The organism is Sphingobacterium sp. GW821-FHT03E03 (genome assembly GCF_059420745.1).
Genome location: NZ_JBWKUH010000001.1, coordinates 443,676 through 461,678 on the forward strand (window position 1 = coordinate 443,676; position 18,003 = coordinate 461,678).

The window sequence follows — 18,003 nt, forward strand, 5'->3', positions numbered from 1 at the left end:
GATCAACGTATTTGCACAATATGAAAAAGACCCTATCTCTTACGATCCTACTTTCTTTGAGTCTGGCGATGACACTTCCGCTGACTTCATTTGCACAAAAACTGAATAAACCAAACGTTATCTATATCTATGCGGATGATCTTGGCTTTGGTGATTTGAGCAGCTATGGAGCCCAACAGATTGAAACCCCAAACTTGGATAAATTGGCGCACAGCGGTACGCGCTTTACAAATGCACATAGTACCTCCGCAACGTGTACCCCATCTCGCTTTGCTTTGATGACAGGTACCTATCCATGGCGCCAGACGGGTACAGGTATCCTGCCCGGAGATGCCAAGCTGATAGTACCGACAGACAAAATCACATTGCCCAAAGTATTCAAAAATGCAGGCTACGCAACAGCAATTGTCGGTAAATGGCATATGGGACTTGGCAGCGAGGTCAAAAAAGACTGGAATGCAGCCATCAAACCCGGACCTAACGATGTTGGTTTTGATTACTCATTTATCTTCCCTGCAACGGCCGATCGGGTTCCGACCGTTTTCTTAGAAAATGATCGGGTTGTCGCCGCTGAAGCAAACGATCCCATCCTTGTCGATTATGAGAAAAAAATAGGCAATGATCCTACGGGCAAAGAACATCCCGAATTACTCAAAATGCAATCCTCTCCCGGCCAAGGGCACAACCAGACAATTGTCAATGGCATCGGACGGATTGGCTACATGAGCGGCGGCACACGTGCACGCTGGGTAGACGAAGAAGTTTCCACAACCTTTCTACATAAAGCACAAGATTTCATTTCACAACATCAGGATAAGCCATTCTTCCTCTACTTCTGTTTAACGGAACCCCACGTACCACGTATGCCCGCCACACAATTCAGAGGCAAAAGTAAGCTCGGTTACCGGGGAGATGCTATTCTTCAATTGGATTGGACAGTCGGACAGATTCAACAACAATTGCAGCTACTGGGCATGGACAAGAACACAATTATCATTTTCAGTAGCGACAACGGTCCGGTATTGGATGACGGCTATGTGGACGGCGCCGTGGCCCAGCTTAATGGACACCAGCCAGCAGGACCGCTCAGAGGTGGCAAATATAGTATCTTTGAGGGAGGGACACGTGTACCTTTTATCGTCAGCGGACAAGGGGTGGCCAAAGGTAAGGTATCCAATGCATTGATCAGTCAAATGGATCTGTTGGCAACAAGTGCGCAGCTCGTAGGTGTAAAATTAAAAGCTGATGAAGCAAAAGATAGCAAGGCCTTATTGAAAACCTTAACCGGCGAAGATCCCAAAGGACGTAGCACGATGATCCAACATGCACAAACCTTGGCTATTGTCAAAGACGATTGGAAATATATTGCGCCAAGCGACGGTACCGCCTATATGAAATTGACGGATACAGAAACAGGAAATCTTCCCGAAGATCAATTATACGACCTCAAAAATGATATCGGAGAAAAAAACAACGTTGCTGCTAAATATCCTGAAAAAGTGACTGAGTTGAAACAGTTGTTGGAAGGAGAACGCAAAAAATGAAAAAAGGAATAGGTCTTACCCTCATCCTACTGGGATGGGGGATGCTTTTTGCACAACAAAAACAAGTGCACAAAAAACAGCCCAATATCATCTTTTTTTATGCGGATGACTTGGGCTATGCCGAGACAGAACCTTACGGACAACAGCTGATCAAAACCCCCAACCTGCAAAAGTTGGCGCAAGAGGGACTTCGTTTTATCAACCATTACACCAGTACACCAGTCTGTGCCCCAGCGCGCTGCATGTTATTGACAGGTAAACATGGTGGTCAGTCCTATATTCGGGGTAATTATGAATTGGGCGGGTTTGCCGATAGCTTGGAAGGTGGACAAATGCCCCTGCCCGAGGGAACCTACACCATGGCTCACCTATTTAAAAAAGCAGGTTATCATACTGGCGCTATCGGAAAATGGGGGCTAGGCATGCAAAATACAACGGGAAGTCCCAACAAACAGGGATTTGACTACTTCTTTGGTTACCTGGACCAAAAGCAGGCTCACAATTACTATCCAAGCCATCTTTGGGAAAACGAGCAAAAATATCCACTCCAAAACAAAGAAAAGTTTGTGCATATTCCACTCGACTCCACCAAAGCAACAGCCAAAGATTTTGAGCAATTCAGTGGCAAACAATATGCCCCTGAAATTATGACGGAGAAGGCATTGGCATTTATTGATAAGAACCGAAACAGTCCTTTCTTCCTCTATCTTCCGTACACCTTACCCCATCTTTCTTTACAGGTACCCCAGGAATATGTGGATCGGTATAAAGATCTTTTCCATGACCATCCTTACTATGGGCAGGATGGCTACACGGCCACTCCTTATCCAAGAGCTACCTATGCAGGCATGATCACTTATCTGGATGATCAAGTGGGCCTGATCATGGAACATATTAAATCCCTGGGTCTGGACGACAATACCATTATCTTGTTTTCCAGCGACAATGGAACTGGTTTCAACGGTGGTATAGATTATCGCTTTTTCAAGAGCGTCGATTCACTCAGAGGGTTAAAAATGGATGTGTTTGAAGGTGGAATTAAAGTTCCATTGATCGTCCGTTGGCCCAAAACAATCAAAGCAAACACCGAGACAGCTGTCATCTCAGCACAATATGACCTGATGGCCACCTTTGGACAGTTGGTCCAACAGGATCCCGGTAATACCAATGGACTGTCCTTGTTGCCAACCTGGTTGGGACAAAAGAACCAAAAAAAACACCAATATTTATACTTTGAGTATCCCGAAAAGGGTGGTCAGGTTGCCATACGTGAGGGACAATGGAAGGCAATTAAACTCGATTTAAAAAATAATCCAAAAGCAAAATGGCAATTGTATGATCTAGAAACGGATCCCTGGGAGCGAAAGGATATTGCGAATAAACACCCCGAATTGCTCCGTCATTTTGATGAAATTATCCTTACTGAACACCGTCCCGCACACATAAAAGAATGGGAAATCATAGACAGTAAGCTAGTAAAAAAATAAATTTTTCCGGATCTCATTTATTCACCGTTAAAAAACTTGGGTTGTTATGCTTTCAAGCATAACAACCCAAGTTTTTTATGTAACTTCGTTGTTAGTATCTATGTTGGGAGGCTGCCCGTAAATATCCTATTGAACAACAATAAAGGCCATGATATCGGTCATTATGTCCATCTTAGGGCAATGAAAGAAAAATATTGATAACCAAACATGCTTCAACTAGAGTCGCATATTAACGCATTAAAAGAGGGTAATGAAAGCGCATTGTGCTTTTTCATGGACCATTTTGGCCATGCGCTACGTTATTTTGCCTTTTCCTATCTACGCAGTAAAACCGATGCTGAAGAAATTGTATCTGATATCTTTGTCAAGCTCTGGAATCACAGAGAGAAAGTGGACAATTACGATAGCCTCAAAGCATTTTTGTATATCGCCACAAAGAATGCCTGTATCGATATGAAAAGATCGGCCCGATTTAAAATGCAGACCGAAGAATTGGATATCCTTCAGAATTTATCCCTACCCGAGGACGATATTCTAAAAAAAATATTTAGGACAGAGCTAACGGAGCTATTACTGGCTGAAATCGATAAACTACCAAAACAGCAGGCTAAAATATGTAAAATGAGCTTTTTGGAGGATTTAGATACCGAAGAAATCTGTAAGGTACTGGACACTACCCCATCAAATGTCTATTATGCACGTTCCAAGGCACTCCTTGCCTTAAAAGAACGCTTCAGATCCAAAAATTTCGAATACCTTCTGCTCATCTCAATGTCCGCTTTACATATTTTCAAAAGCTAAAAAAATCAATCTATTCCGGTAACAGCATATCGTATAGTTATACCGAAAAAATAAAGTTTTCATACTTCCACAAGCAGCAACAGCTATGAAAATCGAATAAGTATACACTCTGGCCAATAAACAGCGCGTAGCGAGCTTATTCTTAATTTAAAAAAATACGAACCAATAAAAAAACAGGCAATTCAAAAAAAGAAATGATCGGGCAGAATGAAAACATAATCAACTGTAAAACAGCATATTACTGCAAAATAAAAAAAGCTTAGCATTTGGTCGGGCGACCTGCTAAGCTTTTATAAATACCTCTTTGTAAGAGGCAATCAACCTAAACCTATGACAAAGATAATGCTTCAAATGATATAAACAAAAATTTTGTAATATTTTTTTTCAATTCCCATAAATTTGTTTTGGCATAGCTACGACAAAAGGAATAGTAAGTGTACTATATACACACAATCTTTTTGCTATTTTCAGAAGCCGTTTTTTTAGCATACTATATCAAAGCAGATTCTATTACAGTATTTATCCCTTCCATGAATTATATTTACCATAAATTATTCTGTCATTCATGCGTCGATTTTGTTGGCGAAAACCATGTTTAATTCGATTATTTAGTAACTTTGATTGAATCAAAAATTTTAGTGTATGTTTACCGGAATCATAGAAACCTTAGGAAAAATCGAACGTATTGAACACGAAAAAAGCAACATTCATTTTTATGTGAGCTCCCCGATCTCCAATGAATTTAAAATAGATCAGAGCGTAAGCCACAATGGGGTATGTCTGACCGTTGTTGGACTTGATGATCAGGTACACAAAGTAACAGCGATTGATGAGACCTTACAGAAAACGAATCTAGCACAGTTGAAAGTTGGAGACCTGGTTAATATCGAACGCTGTACCTTAGCCGGTGGAAGATTTGATGGGCATATTGTCCAAGGTCATGTCGATCAGACCGCAACCTGTATACAGAAAACCGATGAAAATGGTAGTTTTATTTTTACCTTTCAATACGATCCTTCCAAACAGAATATTACAGTAGAAAAAGGATCCATTACCGTTAATGGTATTAGTCTGACAGTGGTAGATTCTCGTGATGACCAGTTTTCTGTTGCAATCATTCCTTATACACTCGAACATACCAATCTTCAACAGGTTGAAGTAGGTACGACAATCAACCTTGAATTTGATATTATTGGAAAATACGTGACAAAAATTATGGCCATGCGTGGCTAATTCAGCCCAAACTATACTTACATGGATTTTACCACCTTTAAGTCCATGTAAGTATCTGGTCAATAAACGATTTCCCACCAACCATCTATCCGAGAACATGATTGTACTCCAGATTATGTTTACACCAATCCAGATCCGTTTACTCTAAATAATGTCCCTGACGGATAAGTAACGCCCGATATTTATTAAAAACACTGGACTTGGACACAAAGCCCATATATTTATTTTCATCCCCAAGTACCGGTAATATCCAGGTGTCATCTTTGTTCATCTTGGCCATCACAATTTCCATATTCTCGTTGATCCCTACTGTATCGTTTGGTTTCTGTGCCAATTTTTCAAATGGAGTCTCCCCCCCTTCGACCTCTCCTAACAGCACCGAGAATAAAAATTCGCTATAGAGAAGCCCCATAAATTTACCTTCATAACTCACCACCGGAAAAATATTACGTTTACTGTGGATAATATCTGACTGCCTACTTTTAGGCGTTTCATCGGGTCTCAGAATCACAAAATTGGTTTCCAGAACATATTTAATCCGCATCATACTCAAGACGGAGCGGTCCTTATCTTCGTAAGAAATGAGATCACCTGATTCGGCTAATACTTTTGTATAGATCGAATGCTTCAATACCGCGCGATTAATCAAGTAGGAAAGTGAACAGACCAACATCAGGGGTACCATTAAGGTATAGCCTCCTGTGACTTCTGCAATTAAGAAGATACCCGTCAACGGTGCATGCATAATACCACTCAGCGCACCTGCCATACCGGCAACTACAAAATTTGGGACGTTAAGCTCCGCAATACCGGTCAGATTGACCCCATAAGAAAAGGCAAAGCCTAATAGGCCGCCCATCACCAGACTCGGTCCAAACACCCCGCCGTTTCCGCCTCCATTCAACGTAAATAGTGCAGCAAAAGATTTACCAAATAAGGTCAAAATGGTATAACCCAACACCACCAATCCCATATCTTTATAATCAGAAAACAAGCTGTTTTTTACAATTGAGTTAAATTGTCCATTGAGAATCTGCTGGATCGTAATATACCCCTCACCATAAAGTGCTGGAAATACGAAAATCATAATCCCTAAGGATATTCCGCTTACCCATACTTTGTTATAGGGATTCTTTATTTTAGCAAACCATTTTCCTACCGAACTGGATACACGGGCAAAATAGATGGTATACAGTCCAATCAATACCGCCAATAACAAATAAAATAACAAGGCAGAAACCTGCCAATCCGAATTGAACGTACTAAATAGCGGCTCACTGTACAAAAGCCGCGATACAACGGACGCCAAGGCCGAAGAAATCAAAAGTGGAATAAAAACCGGAATGGAGAATTCCGGAAGCAATATCTCAATCGCAAAGATCATTCCAGCCAAAGGGCTATTAAATGCGCCCGAAATTCCTGCTGCCGCACCACAGGCTAAAAGCATCGTGACTTCCTTATATTGCAGACCAAAAAAACGGGCAATATTAGAACCTATCGACGAGCCCCCTAATGCCACGGGAGCCTCCAATCCACAGGAACCTCCAAATCCAACCGTAATCGCCGAAGTGACGACCTGCGAATAGATATTACTTGGGTCCAATCGGCTTCCCTTTCGGCTGATGGCATAGATAATCGGGGTGATACCATGCTCCATCTTCTTTCCTTTCAGAAATTTCCGAACAAAAAACACACTCAGTAAGATCCCGATCAACGGGAAAATCAAATAAACCGAATATTTAACCTTCCAATCAATATCATCCTGGATTGTGGCCGCAATAAAATGCGTTAGTCTTTTTAATACAGACGCCATCAGACCGCCAACAATTCCAACTAAAAAGGCCAGGAGAATAATAAAGTTTCTGTTCGAAACTTTTTTCATTCGCCATTGATTGATCTGATCTATCTTCTTAAAAAAACGTACACTGAGATTTGCCATGTCTTCTTATTGAAAGCTCAACACTTCCTTTTTCTTTTTTGTTTTAAATTTATCAGGTACAACCGCTAATATTTCCTTTTCCAATGCCTGAATTGCATGTCGTTTGACATAATTTTGTGTCGTAACCAACGATATTTCGCGGACGGGTTCCGGTGATTTGAAATAACGGATCTTATCCAGCTGTTCATCCACATAATCTGAAATCGATAGCTCGGGCAAGATTGTGATACCGTCATTGATATCCACCATTCTTTTAAGTGTCTCAACACTACCGGTGTTATACTCAAAACGTCCGGAGAGATCTTGATTGTGCTTATGGTGGCAAATATTAAGTACTTGTCCACGCATACAATGTCCTTCATTGAGCAACCAGAGCTTATCATCGGCGATATCATCTCCACTCAACACTTTCTTGGAAAACAAAGGACTATTTTCAGATATATAAGCGACAAAATTTTCATAAAACAGAGGGGACTCCAGTATGCCCTGATCATTTAAGGGGGTAGATAGTACACCGCAATCCAAAAGCCCAACCTTCAACTCATGAACAATACGTTCGGTAGTATATTCCCAGATCTGCAATTGCAGTTTTGGATACTTCTCCATAAACGTGGTCAATACCTTAGGCAATAAATAGGGCGCAATTGTCGGGATAACACCGATTTTTAGTGTTCCCTCGATTTCCCCCTTCTTGTCCTGTACAATTTCATTGATCTTACGGCTTTCAGTCAGGACTGACCTTGCCTGAAGAATAATCTTCTCCCCAATTTCAGTAGGCACAACAGGCTGACGGCTCCGGTCAAAGATTTTAGCCCCCAAAGACTCCTCCAGTTTCTGGATCTGCATACTTAAGGTCGGCTGTGTCACAAAACACTTTTCGGCTGCGGCAACAAAACTACGATAGGTATCAACAGCAATGATATATTCCAATTGGATTAAGGTCATGTTAAAATCTTTAAAGCGCAAAATTACGAATACTCCTGTAAAACGATGGCAAATACACAATATTTTAAAGTTTGACCATTGCTTCCCTGATCATATTATACAATAAATATCTTGCCAAAAAGCGAGAATTGACCAGCTATTATGACAATAGTTGATCGAAAAGTCGGATTCATCAAAAAGCTTTTCTTAAATTTGGAGATTTATAACAGTTGATATTAAAAAATCCCATGAAGTTTATACATCATACGACAATTGCACTAGCACTATTATTATCCACAACGAACATCCCATACGCAAATGCGAACCCAGATGAAGGGATGTACCCATTGAGCGATTTAAATAGAGCGGGTTTAAAGAAAGCCGGATTAAAGATCAGTGAGAAGGATATTTACAATCCCGGCCAAGTTGGATTAGTGGATGCCCTGGTTCAAGTCAGTGGATGTACAGGATCATTCGTCTCCAACCGTGGTCTGATTATTACCAACCATCACTGTGCCTTTTCTGCAGTTCAATTGGCAAGTACCGCCATCAACAATTATCTTAAAAATGGCTTTGTTGCGCAAAATCAGGAGCAGGAGATTGAAGCAAAAGGATTAAAGATCAGAATTACAGATTCATACGAAGATGTATCTGTTAAAATATTAAATGCCGTAGCCAATATCAGTGACCCGGTCGAGCGCATCAATACAATCAAAAGAAAACAAGAAGAGCTTGTTAAACAGGCTGAAAAAGAAGACCCAACAATCAAAGCTGAAGTATCCGAAATGTTCATTGGCAAAAGCTATGTGCTATTTCGCTACAAAACAATCGAAGATGTGCGTCTTGTTTATATTCCACGCCAAAATATTGGTGAATTTGGCGGTGAGACTGACAACTGGGTATGGCCACGTCATACAGGTGACTATTCCTTCCTTCGGGCCTATGTGGGTAAAGATGGAAAATCAGCTCCCTATTCAAAAGATAATGTGCCCTACCAACCAAAAAAGCACCTGAAAGTTAATCCAAATGGTGTGAAAGAAAATGATTTCACCTTTATCCTAGGTTATCCGGGGAAGACATTCAGACATCGTCCGGCGCAGTATATCAAATACCAACAAGACTATTTATTGCCTTACGTTTCCAATTTGTATGATTTCCAGAACAAACAAATGGAGGAAGCTGGGAAAGACAATACGGATATTGCACTCTCTTTGGCGACACGGATCAAACGCAACGCCAACGTGCTTAAAAATTACCGTGGCAAGCTCAAAGGGTTGCGCGGCATAGATCTCCTGTCAACCAAAAAGCAGGAAGATGAGGCGCTTGCAGCATTTATCTTGAGTAAACCCGAACTTAAAGGTAAATATGGCAATCTATTAAACGATATTGCCGCTTATTATCAAATCAGTGATCAAGATGCCTTGAAAGAGCTTTGGATTAACAATATTTATAACAGTACCAGTTTGCTGAAAGTTGCCCGCGATCTCAACACCCTAAAAGTAGCAATGGGTAAAGAGCGCTCTTCGCATGCCGCAAAACAGTTATTCGACTATAATGTCGAACAGCTCAAAAAAAGTATTCAGGACACTTACGAAAGTTACAACAAACAGGCAGACCAACATATTTTCGGTAAGATGCTTGCCGATGCCGCTGCTTTTCAAGGTAAAAATCAGCTTGGATCAATTCAGAAACTCCAATTGAATGGCGAAACTGCCAATACCTATGCTACACAGCTCATCGATGGCAGTAAATTGGCGGATCAAACTTATATTTTAAATACGGTTTTAGCGAATGCAAACGCGTTAAGCCAATTTAATGATAAACTATTGAATTTTCAAAATGAGCTAGACAATGATATTGTCATCTTCGCCGCTGAGCAGAAAAGACGTGAAGGTGTGTTGAATAAACTGATGGGTGACTATGTCGCTGTCAAGGAAATCTTTCAGGCCAAAAACTTTATTCCAGATGCTAACTCCACCTTGCGTTTGACTTATGGACATATTAAAGGCTATGCTCCTGCTGACGCTACCTATATGAAACCATTCACAACCATCGAAGGTATTATTCAGAAAGGGAATCTTGGTCTATCCGATTTCGATTATCCGCAAGAAATCAAGACGGCGTATCTCAATAAGAACTTTGGCCCCTATTTAAAGAAAGACCTGGGCTCAGTTCCTGTCAATATATTGTATGATATGGACACCACAGGGGGCAACTCAGGTTCGCCGATCATGAATGCAAATGGTGAGTTGATCGGTGTAAACTTTGACCGTGCCTATGATGCTACAATCAACGATTTTGCATGGAATGAAAGTTATAGCCGCTCTATCGGTGTGGATATCCGTTATGTACTTTGGGTTGCTGATAAGATTGACAATGCTCATTTTATTTTAAAGGAAATGGGTATTTAATCGTTACCAAAAGCGTTTTATACGTTAAAAAGCACCTGAACCAAACCGTTCAGGTGCTTTTTAATATTGGAGTAAATCAATAACCTTAAATAATTCGTTATTCTTTTGGCAAATTCAGCAAGACCTGCTTCAGCCTCGCTAATCCCTCCTCTAAAATAGACCTCGAACAGGCGATATTCAACCGGATAAAAGAACCACTTCCCTTACCGTACATGGCACCGACATTGACCTGCAGATGGGCCTCTTTCAATAGTATTTGTCCTATTTTTCGGCTGGAAAGCTTTAAAGCGGTACAATCTATCCAAACCAAATAGGTACCCTCAAGTGGAATAATTTTTAAGGTCGGCAGATGCTCCGCTATATAGTTTTTTAAATAAATATAATTATTATAAATATAGGCTAGCGCTTGCTGTAGCCAATCCTCCCCCTGTTGATAAGCAGCTATTAAACCCGTGATCGCAAAAGGACTGATACTCGCTATCTCATTGGCAAGAAAGGCATCCTGCACTTTTCTATTTAAGATAGGATCCGCGACTATGACCGTGGCGACTTGCAGTCCTGCAAGATTAAAGGTTTTGCTTGGAGCAATACAAGTGATTGTATTCGCCAAAAAGGCTTGATTGATCGTTCCAAAAGGAATATGCTGATGCCCTTCAAATACTAAGTCACAATGGATTTCATCCGAAATAACAAGAACATTGTGCTTTAGACAGATCTTACCCAAGCGTTCAAGCTCGACTTTTGTCCAAACCCGACCTGCAGGGTTATGTGGGCTGCAGAGGATAAAGAGCTTCACTTTCGGATCACTCGCCTTAATTTCAAAATCTACAAAATCAATTGCATATTGCCCATCTTTATACAATAGGTCATTGGAAACCACCTCACAACCATTGCGTTCGATCGATGAAAAAAAACAATGGTATACAGGTTCCTGGATCAGTACTTTATCCCCCGTTTCTGTTAATGCAGCGACGATTGCCAACAAAGCCGGCACCACACCTAAAACCGGAAGTATCCACTCGCGCTGCAAATGAAAACCATGTTTACGTTTAGACCAGTCCGATACAGCCTCATAAAAAGCATCCGGCACTTTTGCATAGCCATAAATACCATGTTGAACACGTGTGGTCAACGCGTCAATAATCTCTTTGGATGCAGGGAAATCCATATCAGCAACCCAGAGTGGAATTAAATCGGCATAGTCCTGTTGATTCCATTTTACCGAATCAGTCCCCCTACGGTCGATTATTTTATCAAAATTGTAGATCATACAGCAATTTACTCAAAAATACTACGCATTTCCAATAATACTTTTGGGAAAAATCAGCGACTAAAATAGCGATAAGTCCAGACTAAAATCCGCTGCCCTTAGAGCTCTATCGGAGTAGTAGCTATTTGAGATATGTGCCATTAGTAAGTAAAAGTGCAGGTCAGGACAAGGATGACAGGTTAGGATAAGGATAAGGGTTCCGGAAGTAAACTACATTTTGAGCCAATCAAAAACGAAGGGAAAGGTTATATTTACATAAAATTTAGCAGATTGACTATGGCCCGAAGCAACTTTTCATGGAAAGATAGAATCCGAAGTTTTAGCTATGCCTTCAATGGTTTAAAAATCGTTTGGCAAGAAGAACATAATTTCAGGATACATCTCATTGCCGCAGTTGTAGCAATCGTACTATCGTACCTCCTCCGAATAAGCCCCTATGAGTGGCTAGCAATTATTTTTTCCATTGGTTTTGTTCTTGTCTGTGAATTGCTGAACACGGCATTAGAACATCTCGCTGATTTTGTCTGCCAAGAAAAAAATCCCAACATCAAAAGGATCAAAGACGTTGCTGCTGCCGCGGTCATGCTGAGCAGTATCACAGCGCTACTGATCGGACTGATTATATTTATCCCAAAACTCCTGCTATGGTGCTCATTGGGTCAGCTTTTCTAGGACAAATTTTTCATCATAAGCCAATTTATCAGGCGCAACAAAAGACATCTTCCCTCCTTTTTCTTCCATATCACCAAAACCTTCAACAGCTTGGTTTTTGGAGAATTTAAAAGCCACCTGCCGAACGGATTGCTGTCCTTCGGAAGCAAAGGTATAGTCCGCCAACAAGATACCGTCTTTCAGAACACCATCAATATGCCCAACATTTCGGTCTTTTTCTTTCCACTTGTAGTTGAGGTCACCATGCACATTATCGCCATCAATGGCGATTGTTAACGAAATTGTATCGCCATTTTTGAGGTATTGATAGGTTCCATTTTCAGCAATTGCTGCTGCAAGACCTGTGGTATCCGATCCCATTTGTGCCTGGTCATCTTTCTTTTTGTCCTTTTGCTGACAAGCGGTAGCAAAAATCAGTAGTGACAATCCAATATTGATTATTTTCATGCGAATAATTAATTTTTCTTAAATACGTGGCAGCAACTGAAAAAAATCAGCGCCAACGGGAATTTATTGACGAGCTAACCGCAGCTTATGAACAATAGATTCCGCCTTCCCTGTTTATTAATATCAATAGCAATCAAAACAACATATTGTTTTAAATAACTAACATTTAATATTTTGGAATTCAGAAAACAAAAATTGCAGCAATATTGTTTATAAGTTATAGCTCGATAAAATATTAAAAATAAACAATTTAGTAACAATAAAATTATTCATAGCTTATTGTAAAGCTAATTTTTATTAGTAAATTGTACATTATAAAATTCAGAAATTCTTAACCAATATTAGTATGAAAGATGTAAGCTTTAAGAAATTTGATAGTGGGTCTACATCCCTCACTAAATTATCCATTGAAACAGATTTGGCTATTATTGTTAAAGAGAATGTTTCTATTTCTTCGGAATCGAAAATAGAAAAACTTCGACGCTGTAAAGAGGAGTTATTGAAGAGCCTTTGGTTCGTTCAACGCCAGTGTTGATCAGTAATTCACTTAATTCAATCAATAGTCCGAATACCCTATTTTTTTCCTAGACAAAAAGCCTCCCCAACTATTTTATATTGGAGAGGCTTTTTTTAGCATAGATATACAAGTTATCTACGTGTATCAGAGCGATTTCAAGTGCTTATAATTTGACTTGATGGTGTCCCATACTTCCTCAAAGTTACCTGATAGCATCAATTTAGCCATACTTTCGGTCATTCCTTTCATTTGGCTAAATGATATTTTGGGTGGCATGGCTAAGGCATTGGGGCTGGTAAAGATATCGATGAGTACCGGCTCGTCCGTTATACGGAATGCTTCATCCAAGATACCTTCGACCTCTTCTGGTTGCGTCACCGTAAAAGCACGGATCCCCATCGCCTGTGCGACCATCGCAAAATCTGGATTGACCATATTAGTTTCCTGATCTTTTAAACCGGCAACCTGCATTTCCAATTTGACCATTCCGAGTGAACGGTTATTGAACACCATCAGTTTGATTGGCAAATTATACTGTTTTATCGTAGCCAGATCTCCCAGCAACATCGAAAGGCCACCATCACCACAGAAGGCTATGATCTGTCTTTCGGGATGTGTCAATGCTGCTCCAATCGCCATCGGCATTGCGTTCGCCATAGAGCCATGATTAAATGAGCCGAGCATTTTGCGATCTCGTCGCTGATTGATATAACGTGCTCCCCATACACAGGACATGCCGGTATCCACTAAAAAAATAGCATCATCGCTCGCCTTTTGGTCAATCGTATGGGCCACAAATTCCGGTTGAATAGCACATTCACTACCCGAATCTTCGACATAGATCATCAGATCTTCTTTTACTTTCTCGTAGGCCGCCAATTGTTTTTCGAGAAAACTCGAATCAGTTCTCGCCTCCACAAAGGGTAGAACAGCTTTCAATGTGTGCTCAATATCCCCCACCAAGCCATAGTCTACGATCGAGCGTCGACCAAGTTTCTCGCCCTCGATATCGATCTGAACAATTGTTTTATTGGTGGGTATAAAATCCTTGTAAGGAAAATCAGTTCCCAAAAGAAGGATCAGATCCGAATGGTGCATACTCTGAAAGGCCGATGCCGTCCCCAAAAGTCCCGTCATACCGATTTCATTGGGATTATCCCGTTGAATATCCAACTTAGCTTTAAATGAATACCCCACAGGCGCATGAATTTTCTCGGAGAGTTCAACAATTTGTTTCTGCGCATTCCGGGCACCTACGCCACAGAATAAAGTCACTTTATCCGCCTGATTAATATATTGTGCCAAACGCCCGATTTCAAGCTCTGAGGGTCTGATCTGCGGCTGCGTAAAGAATACCTTTGCCGAAGTGTTCATATGGACAGCTTCCATTTCGGAGACATCCCCCGGAAGACCGATAACAGCAACATCCCGTTTTGAGATTGCCTGCTGTAGTGCATTCTGAACCATACGTTGCACCTGTTCCGGCCGGGTAATCATCTGATTATAACACGAGCAGTCGTCAAATAATTTGATCGGATTAGTCTCCTGAAAGTAGTCTGTACCAAACTCGTAGGTGGCGCAGGTTGAAGCAATCACCAGCATCGGAACACGTGTCTTATGTGCCTCATAAACGCCATTGATCAGGTGAACATGGCCTGGCCCACTACTTCCAGCACAGCAGGCAATCCCGTGCAGATCCGCTTCGGCGGTCGCAGCAAATGCACCAACCTCCTCATGCCTGACATGTATCCATTGCATGGTTCCATCCTCATGAACTGCCTCATTAAAAAAATTCAAACTATCTCCCGTCACGGCATAAATACGTTTTATTCCCGCATCTTTTAAAATACCAACGATCTGGTGTGCTACATTTTTCATACCCATATGATGATTTAAGATTTTGATATCACGACTATCGCTTCTTTATAACAACAATATTGCGAAACAATGGTTTTGGGTATTCTACTATTGAAGAAAGTACATACAGATCGATCCGCTGTTTTCAGAACAGAGATGACGATTGCAGGCCACGTTTTGCAAGAAAGACGCTACCTAAAAAAAACAGGCTGCTCCCATCGTATCGAGGAGCAGCCTGTTTATTCAACTCTATGAAGATTGTTTACTTGATCTTATTGGATAATTCGGTTACAAATGCTTTAGCATCATTGAGATCATCATTCCACGCAGCATAACGTCTAGATTTTTTTAGTTTGGCAATTTTTGCGTTCAGTTTTGCCAAATTCGTTTGATCGTTAGATTTTTCCAACTTTTCTTTCAGTATATTCACTTTGGTAAAATCCTGAATACCTTCCAACATACGCTCATAACGAATAGAGCTACGACCTTGTGGATAAACAATATAAGTGTCTCCAGCAGGCCATGTACGGAATCGCGAATCCTGTAGCGGATTGGCTACCCAGGAATTAAAGGCCCAACGTAGCGCGCCATCAAATCCCGCAGCGAGTGCGTACCACCCCATATAGGTCGATTCTGCCGGATCAGAAAATGTAAATTGGTTCGGAAACTCATCTGAACAGCAAACATAGAATGTAGTGATATACCCTTTTTTACGTCTTTCAATTAAATCATTTTGATCGAAAGGATCGCCTACAGCGACACTGATATCGGTACTTTTTTGATAACGCTTATAACTTTTATGGTTGTCTGCAAAAGCAATTCCAAATTCAGGTACCACACGTTCCAAAAGTTCTACTGCTGGATCCATCTGCTCCTGTGCCCGCTCATCCATCGCGATATTGGTAATTTTCAACCAACCCTTGGCGCTGACATGTTTACTAAAATCCTTTAAGAAAGGTGTCCATAGCTCCTCAAACACTGGCGTTCCGGGTTTTGCGATAACATTGACCAGTTCATTTTTTGCTTCATCAAAATAATGCACTTCATTATTCCATGGCAATAATGAATAACAATTGATCTGTTTGTTAATTCCCAGGTCCATCATAAATTGCACCCACTTGTCAAATATCGCATAGTTATAACTCCAGGATCCGTCTTTTGCTTTCTTCCAGGTGATCATATCCGCATAGGGATCATAGGTCTGTACATTCCAGGCATCCTTATTTAACGTCGCCGTAATAACTTTCTGCCCTGCAGCAGCCAGCTGCTTCATTGTTGGCTTTAAGGCTTCAAAATGCTCATCACTCCACATCTTAACATTGTTGACACGTGCTACGGATGATGGATGTTGCCACTGATCCAAATGGAATGACCATTGTGAAGCTGGCGGTAATACCTGATCTTGAACATTAACAGTCAAATCCAAATTTTGTATCACCTTACCTTTTTGTTTAACAGCAATGACTGTCTTATATTGACCTGCCGCTGCTCTAGCAGGTACTTTTACCGTAATCCATACTGGACGGACGCGCTTTGCTTCGAGATTATAGCTTTTAAGATCATCCAACATATCTGCAGAAAGTGCGGCCTTAAAATCCTCAGGTTTACGATAGCCACATCCCTCGGCAAATTCATCTGTCATCACATAACGAACAAATCGTGCTTGTACCGCTTCAGCAGAAATAGATTTGCCGGTAGTTGATTTTAACTCACCTGTCGAAACAACAACATCAGCGGCTGCTGAACTAGTCCACAGGAGTATCTGCGCAGATACCTGCTCCCCTTTCCAGGCATCCACCTTGTTATTGGACTGGATAGCGATGTTCGGATTTAAAGATTTTGGAAAACGTTTATCGATCGACACAAACGATGCGTACAAACCAGGTTTAACATTTGACCAATCAGAAAGCGTATCCCTTGACGGGTCCGCCATTTCAGTAAAGGTCGTTCCCACAGCATAACGCCCCTGAGAAAAACCTTGATTATTGCCGCAAAATAATAGACATGCGAATGCAATAGTAGAATAAATAGTAGTTTTAGGCATAACAGTTGTAATTAACAAAAAAAGTAAACATTTTCTGTTTGCTTTAAAAATACTAAAATTTTATTTATCTCCACTTAACTTTGCTCAAAAATTTTAGAAAGTGCAGTATAAAGTGCTGGATGGTTTTTTTGAAATTTCGTTGGATTTTCAAAAAAATATTCCGATGCGACAGCAAAAAATTCACCCGGATTGGTCATACCATAGGTATCAATATCCGATTGATGCTGTTTGATCTTGTTGATTTCCTCCCGTATTAAATTCATGAACGGAATTACAGCGGCCTTGTCCAATAAATAACTGGGCACACCATCTACTGTACCATCTGTTTTATCAATGAGATGCACAAATTCGTGGATAGCCGTATTCTGACCATCAGTTGCATTTTGAAAACCATATTCCAATGCCGATTTAGATAAAATCATCTGACCATTCATGGCACCTTCTCCAACCATTCCCATGATATTCCGATCCGCATGACCTTCAAATTGATAATCGGCATTGAAATGTGAGGGATAGACCATAATATTGGTTAAGTTTGGATAGGTCCATTTTTTAAAAGCAAAGATCGGAATAATTGCACTGGCTGCGATCAACATATAATCTTTCAATTCCAACGTGACGCCCACCCCTTCTATCTTGACGGTATCCAAAAATGCAAGACAGCGTGACTCAAATTCCTGCTTATCCGCAATAGTCAGACGGCGATAATAAGCGACCTCCTTTTCCAGGATATCCTTCCCCTCATCACTCAAGACACGTTTAATCGTCTTATTATTTTTCGCGGTACGATTTAACAGGTAATAGACAACATAGATGGTTACCGGTACGAGCAGTATAATAAAAATCTTTCCTAACAT

The 18,003-nt window shown here is 40.8% G+C and carries 13 protein-coding genes; 6 read left to right on the plus strand and 7 right to left on the minus strand.

The annotated features are described in order from the left end of the window. Positions 1 to 20: 20 nt before the first annotated feature. The 4 genes from AC07UV_RS01840 (at position 21) to AC07UV_RS01855 (ending at position 5,065) form a co-directional block, all read left to right on the plus strand. Positions 21 to 1,544: a sulfatase family protein gene (locus AC07UV_RS01840; RefSeq protein ID WP_495182530.1), complete on the plus strand. Its 1,524-nt coding sequence runs from the start codon at positions 21 to 23 to the stop codon at positions 1,542 to 1,544. Beyond that, the gene (locus tag AC07UV_RS01845; RefSeq protein WP_282253716.1) at positions 1,541 to 3,031 is read left to right on the plus strand and encodes an arylsulfatase; all 1,491 of its coding nucleotides are present in this window, start codon (positions 1,541 to 1,543) and stop codon (positions 3,029 to 3,031) included. The genes AC07UV_RS01840 and AC07UV_RS01845 overlap by 4 nt, the downstream gene beginning before the upstream one ends. A gap of 207 nt (positions 3,032 to 3,238) precedes the next feature. Next, positions 3,239 to 3,832, plus strand: a complete 594-nt coding sequence (locus tag AC07UV_RS01850; protein WP_282253714.1) for an RNA polymerase sigma factor — start codon at positions 3,239 to 3,241, stop codon at positions 3,830 to 3,832. A gap of 642 nt (positions 3,833 to 4,474) precedes the next feature. Then, on the plus strand, positions 4,475 to 5,065 hold the full coding sequence (locus tag AC07UV_RS01855; RefSeq protein WP_223582711.1) for a riboflavin synthase: 591 nt from the start codon (positions 4,475 to 4,477) through the stop codon (positions 5,063 to 5,065). A gap of 139 nt (positions 5,066 to 5,204) precedes the next feature. Here AC07UV_RS01855 and AC07UV_RS01860 read toward each other — a convergent pair whose 3' ends face one another. Beyond that, complete coding sequence (locus AC07UV_RS01860; protein ID WP_282253712.1) at positions 5,205 to 7,004, minus strand: chloride channel protein; 1,800 nt, start codon at positions 7,002 to 7,004, stop codon at positions 5,205 to 5,207. Positions 7,005 to 7,010: 6 nt separating this feature from the next. Next, a complete protein-coding gene (locus AC07UV_RS01865) occupies positions 7,011 to 7,949 on the minus strand; it encodes a hydrogen peroxide-inducible genes activator (RefSeq protein WP_282253711.1) in 939 nt (312 codons plus the stop codon). 227 nt (positions 7,950 to 8,176) lie between these two features. Here AC07UV_RS01865 and AC07UV_RS01870 point away from each other — a divergent pair, with 227 nt between their 5' ends. Further along, the gene (locus AC07UV_RS01870; RefSeq protein ID WP_282253710.1) at positions 8,177 to 10,339 is read left to right on the plus strand and encodes a S46 family peptidase; all 2,163 of its coding nucleotides are present in this window, start codon (positions 8,177 to 8,179) and stop codon (positions 10,337 to 10,339) included. Between the two features lie 97 nt (positions 10,340 to 10,436). Here AC07UV_RS01870 and AC07UV_RS01875 read toward each other — a convergent pair whose 3' ends face one another. Continuing rightward, complete coding sequence (locus tag AC07UV_RS01875; RefSeq protein ID WP_495182531.1) at positions 10,437 to 11,609, minus strand: MalY/PatB family protein; 1,173 nt, start codon at positions 11,607 to 11,609, stop codon at positions 10,437 to 10,439. A gap of 276 nt (positions 11,610 to 11,885) precedes the next feature. On the opposite strand from AC07UV_RS01875, the gene AC07UV_RS01880 reads away from it, so the two are divergent. Next, positions 11,886 to 12,281 carry a diacylglycerol kinase family protein gene (locus AC07UV_RS01880; RefSeq protein ID WP_282253708.1) on the plus strand — a complete coding sequence of 132 codons (396 nt, stop codon included), beginning with the start codon at positions 11,886 to 11,888 and terminating at the stop codon, positions 12,279 to 12,281. Here AC07UV_RS01880 and AC07UV_RS01885 read toward each other — a convergent pair. The 4 genes from AC07UV_RS01885 to AC07UV_RS01900 all read right to left on the minus strand — a co-directional run bounded on the left by AC07UV_RS01885 (position 12,261) and on the right by AC07UV_RS01900 (position 18,003). Then, positions 12,261 to 12,728 (minus strand): hypothetical protein, encoded by a 468-nt coding sequence (locus tag AC07UV_RS01885; protein WP_282253707.1) that lies wholly within the window; start codon positions 12,726 to 12,728, stop codon positions 12,261 to 12,263. The two genes, AC07UV_RS01880 and AC07UV_RS01885, sit on opposite strands and share 21 nt — an antisense overlap. A 661-nt stretch (positions 12,729 to 13,389) precedes the next feature. After that, the gene (locus tag AC07UV_RS01890) at positions 13,390 to 15,123 is read right to left on the minus strand and encodes a thiamine pyrophosphate-dependent enzyme (RefSeq protein WP_282253706.1); all 1,734 of its coding nucleotides are present in this window, start codon (positions 15,121 to 15,123) and stop codon (positions 13,390 to 13,392) included. 241 nt (positions 15,124 to 15,364) lie between these two features. Beyond that, positions 15,365 to 17,146, minus strand: coding sequence for a DUF4091 domain-containing protein (locus AC07UV_RS01895; RefSeq protein WP_282253705.1), 1,782 nt, complete (start codon positions 17,144 to 17,146; stop codon positions 15,365 to 15,367). A 74-nt stretch (positions 17,147 to 17,220) separates the two neighbouring features. Then, positions 17,221 to 18,003: a M90 family metallopeptidase gene (locus tag AC07UV_RS01900; RefSeq protein WP_282253704.1), complete on the minus strand. Its 783-nt coding sequence runs from the start codon at positions 18,001 to 18,003 to the stop codon at positions 17,221 to 17,223.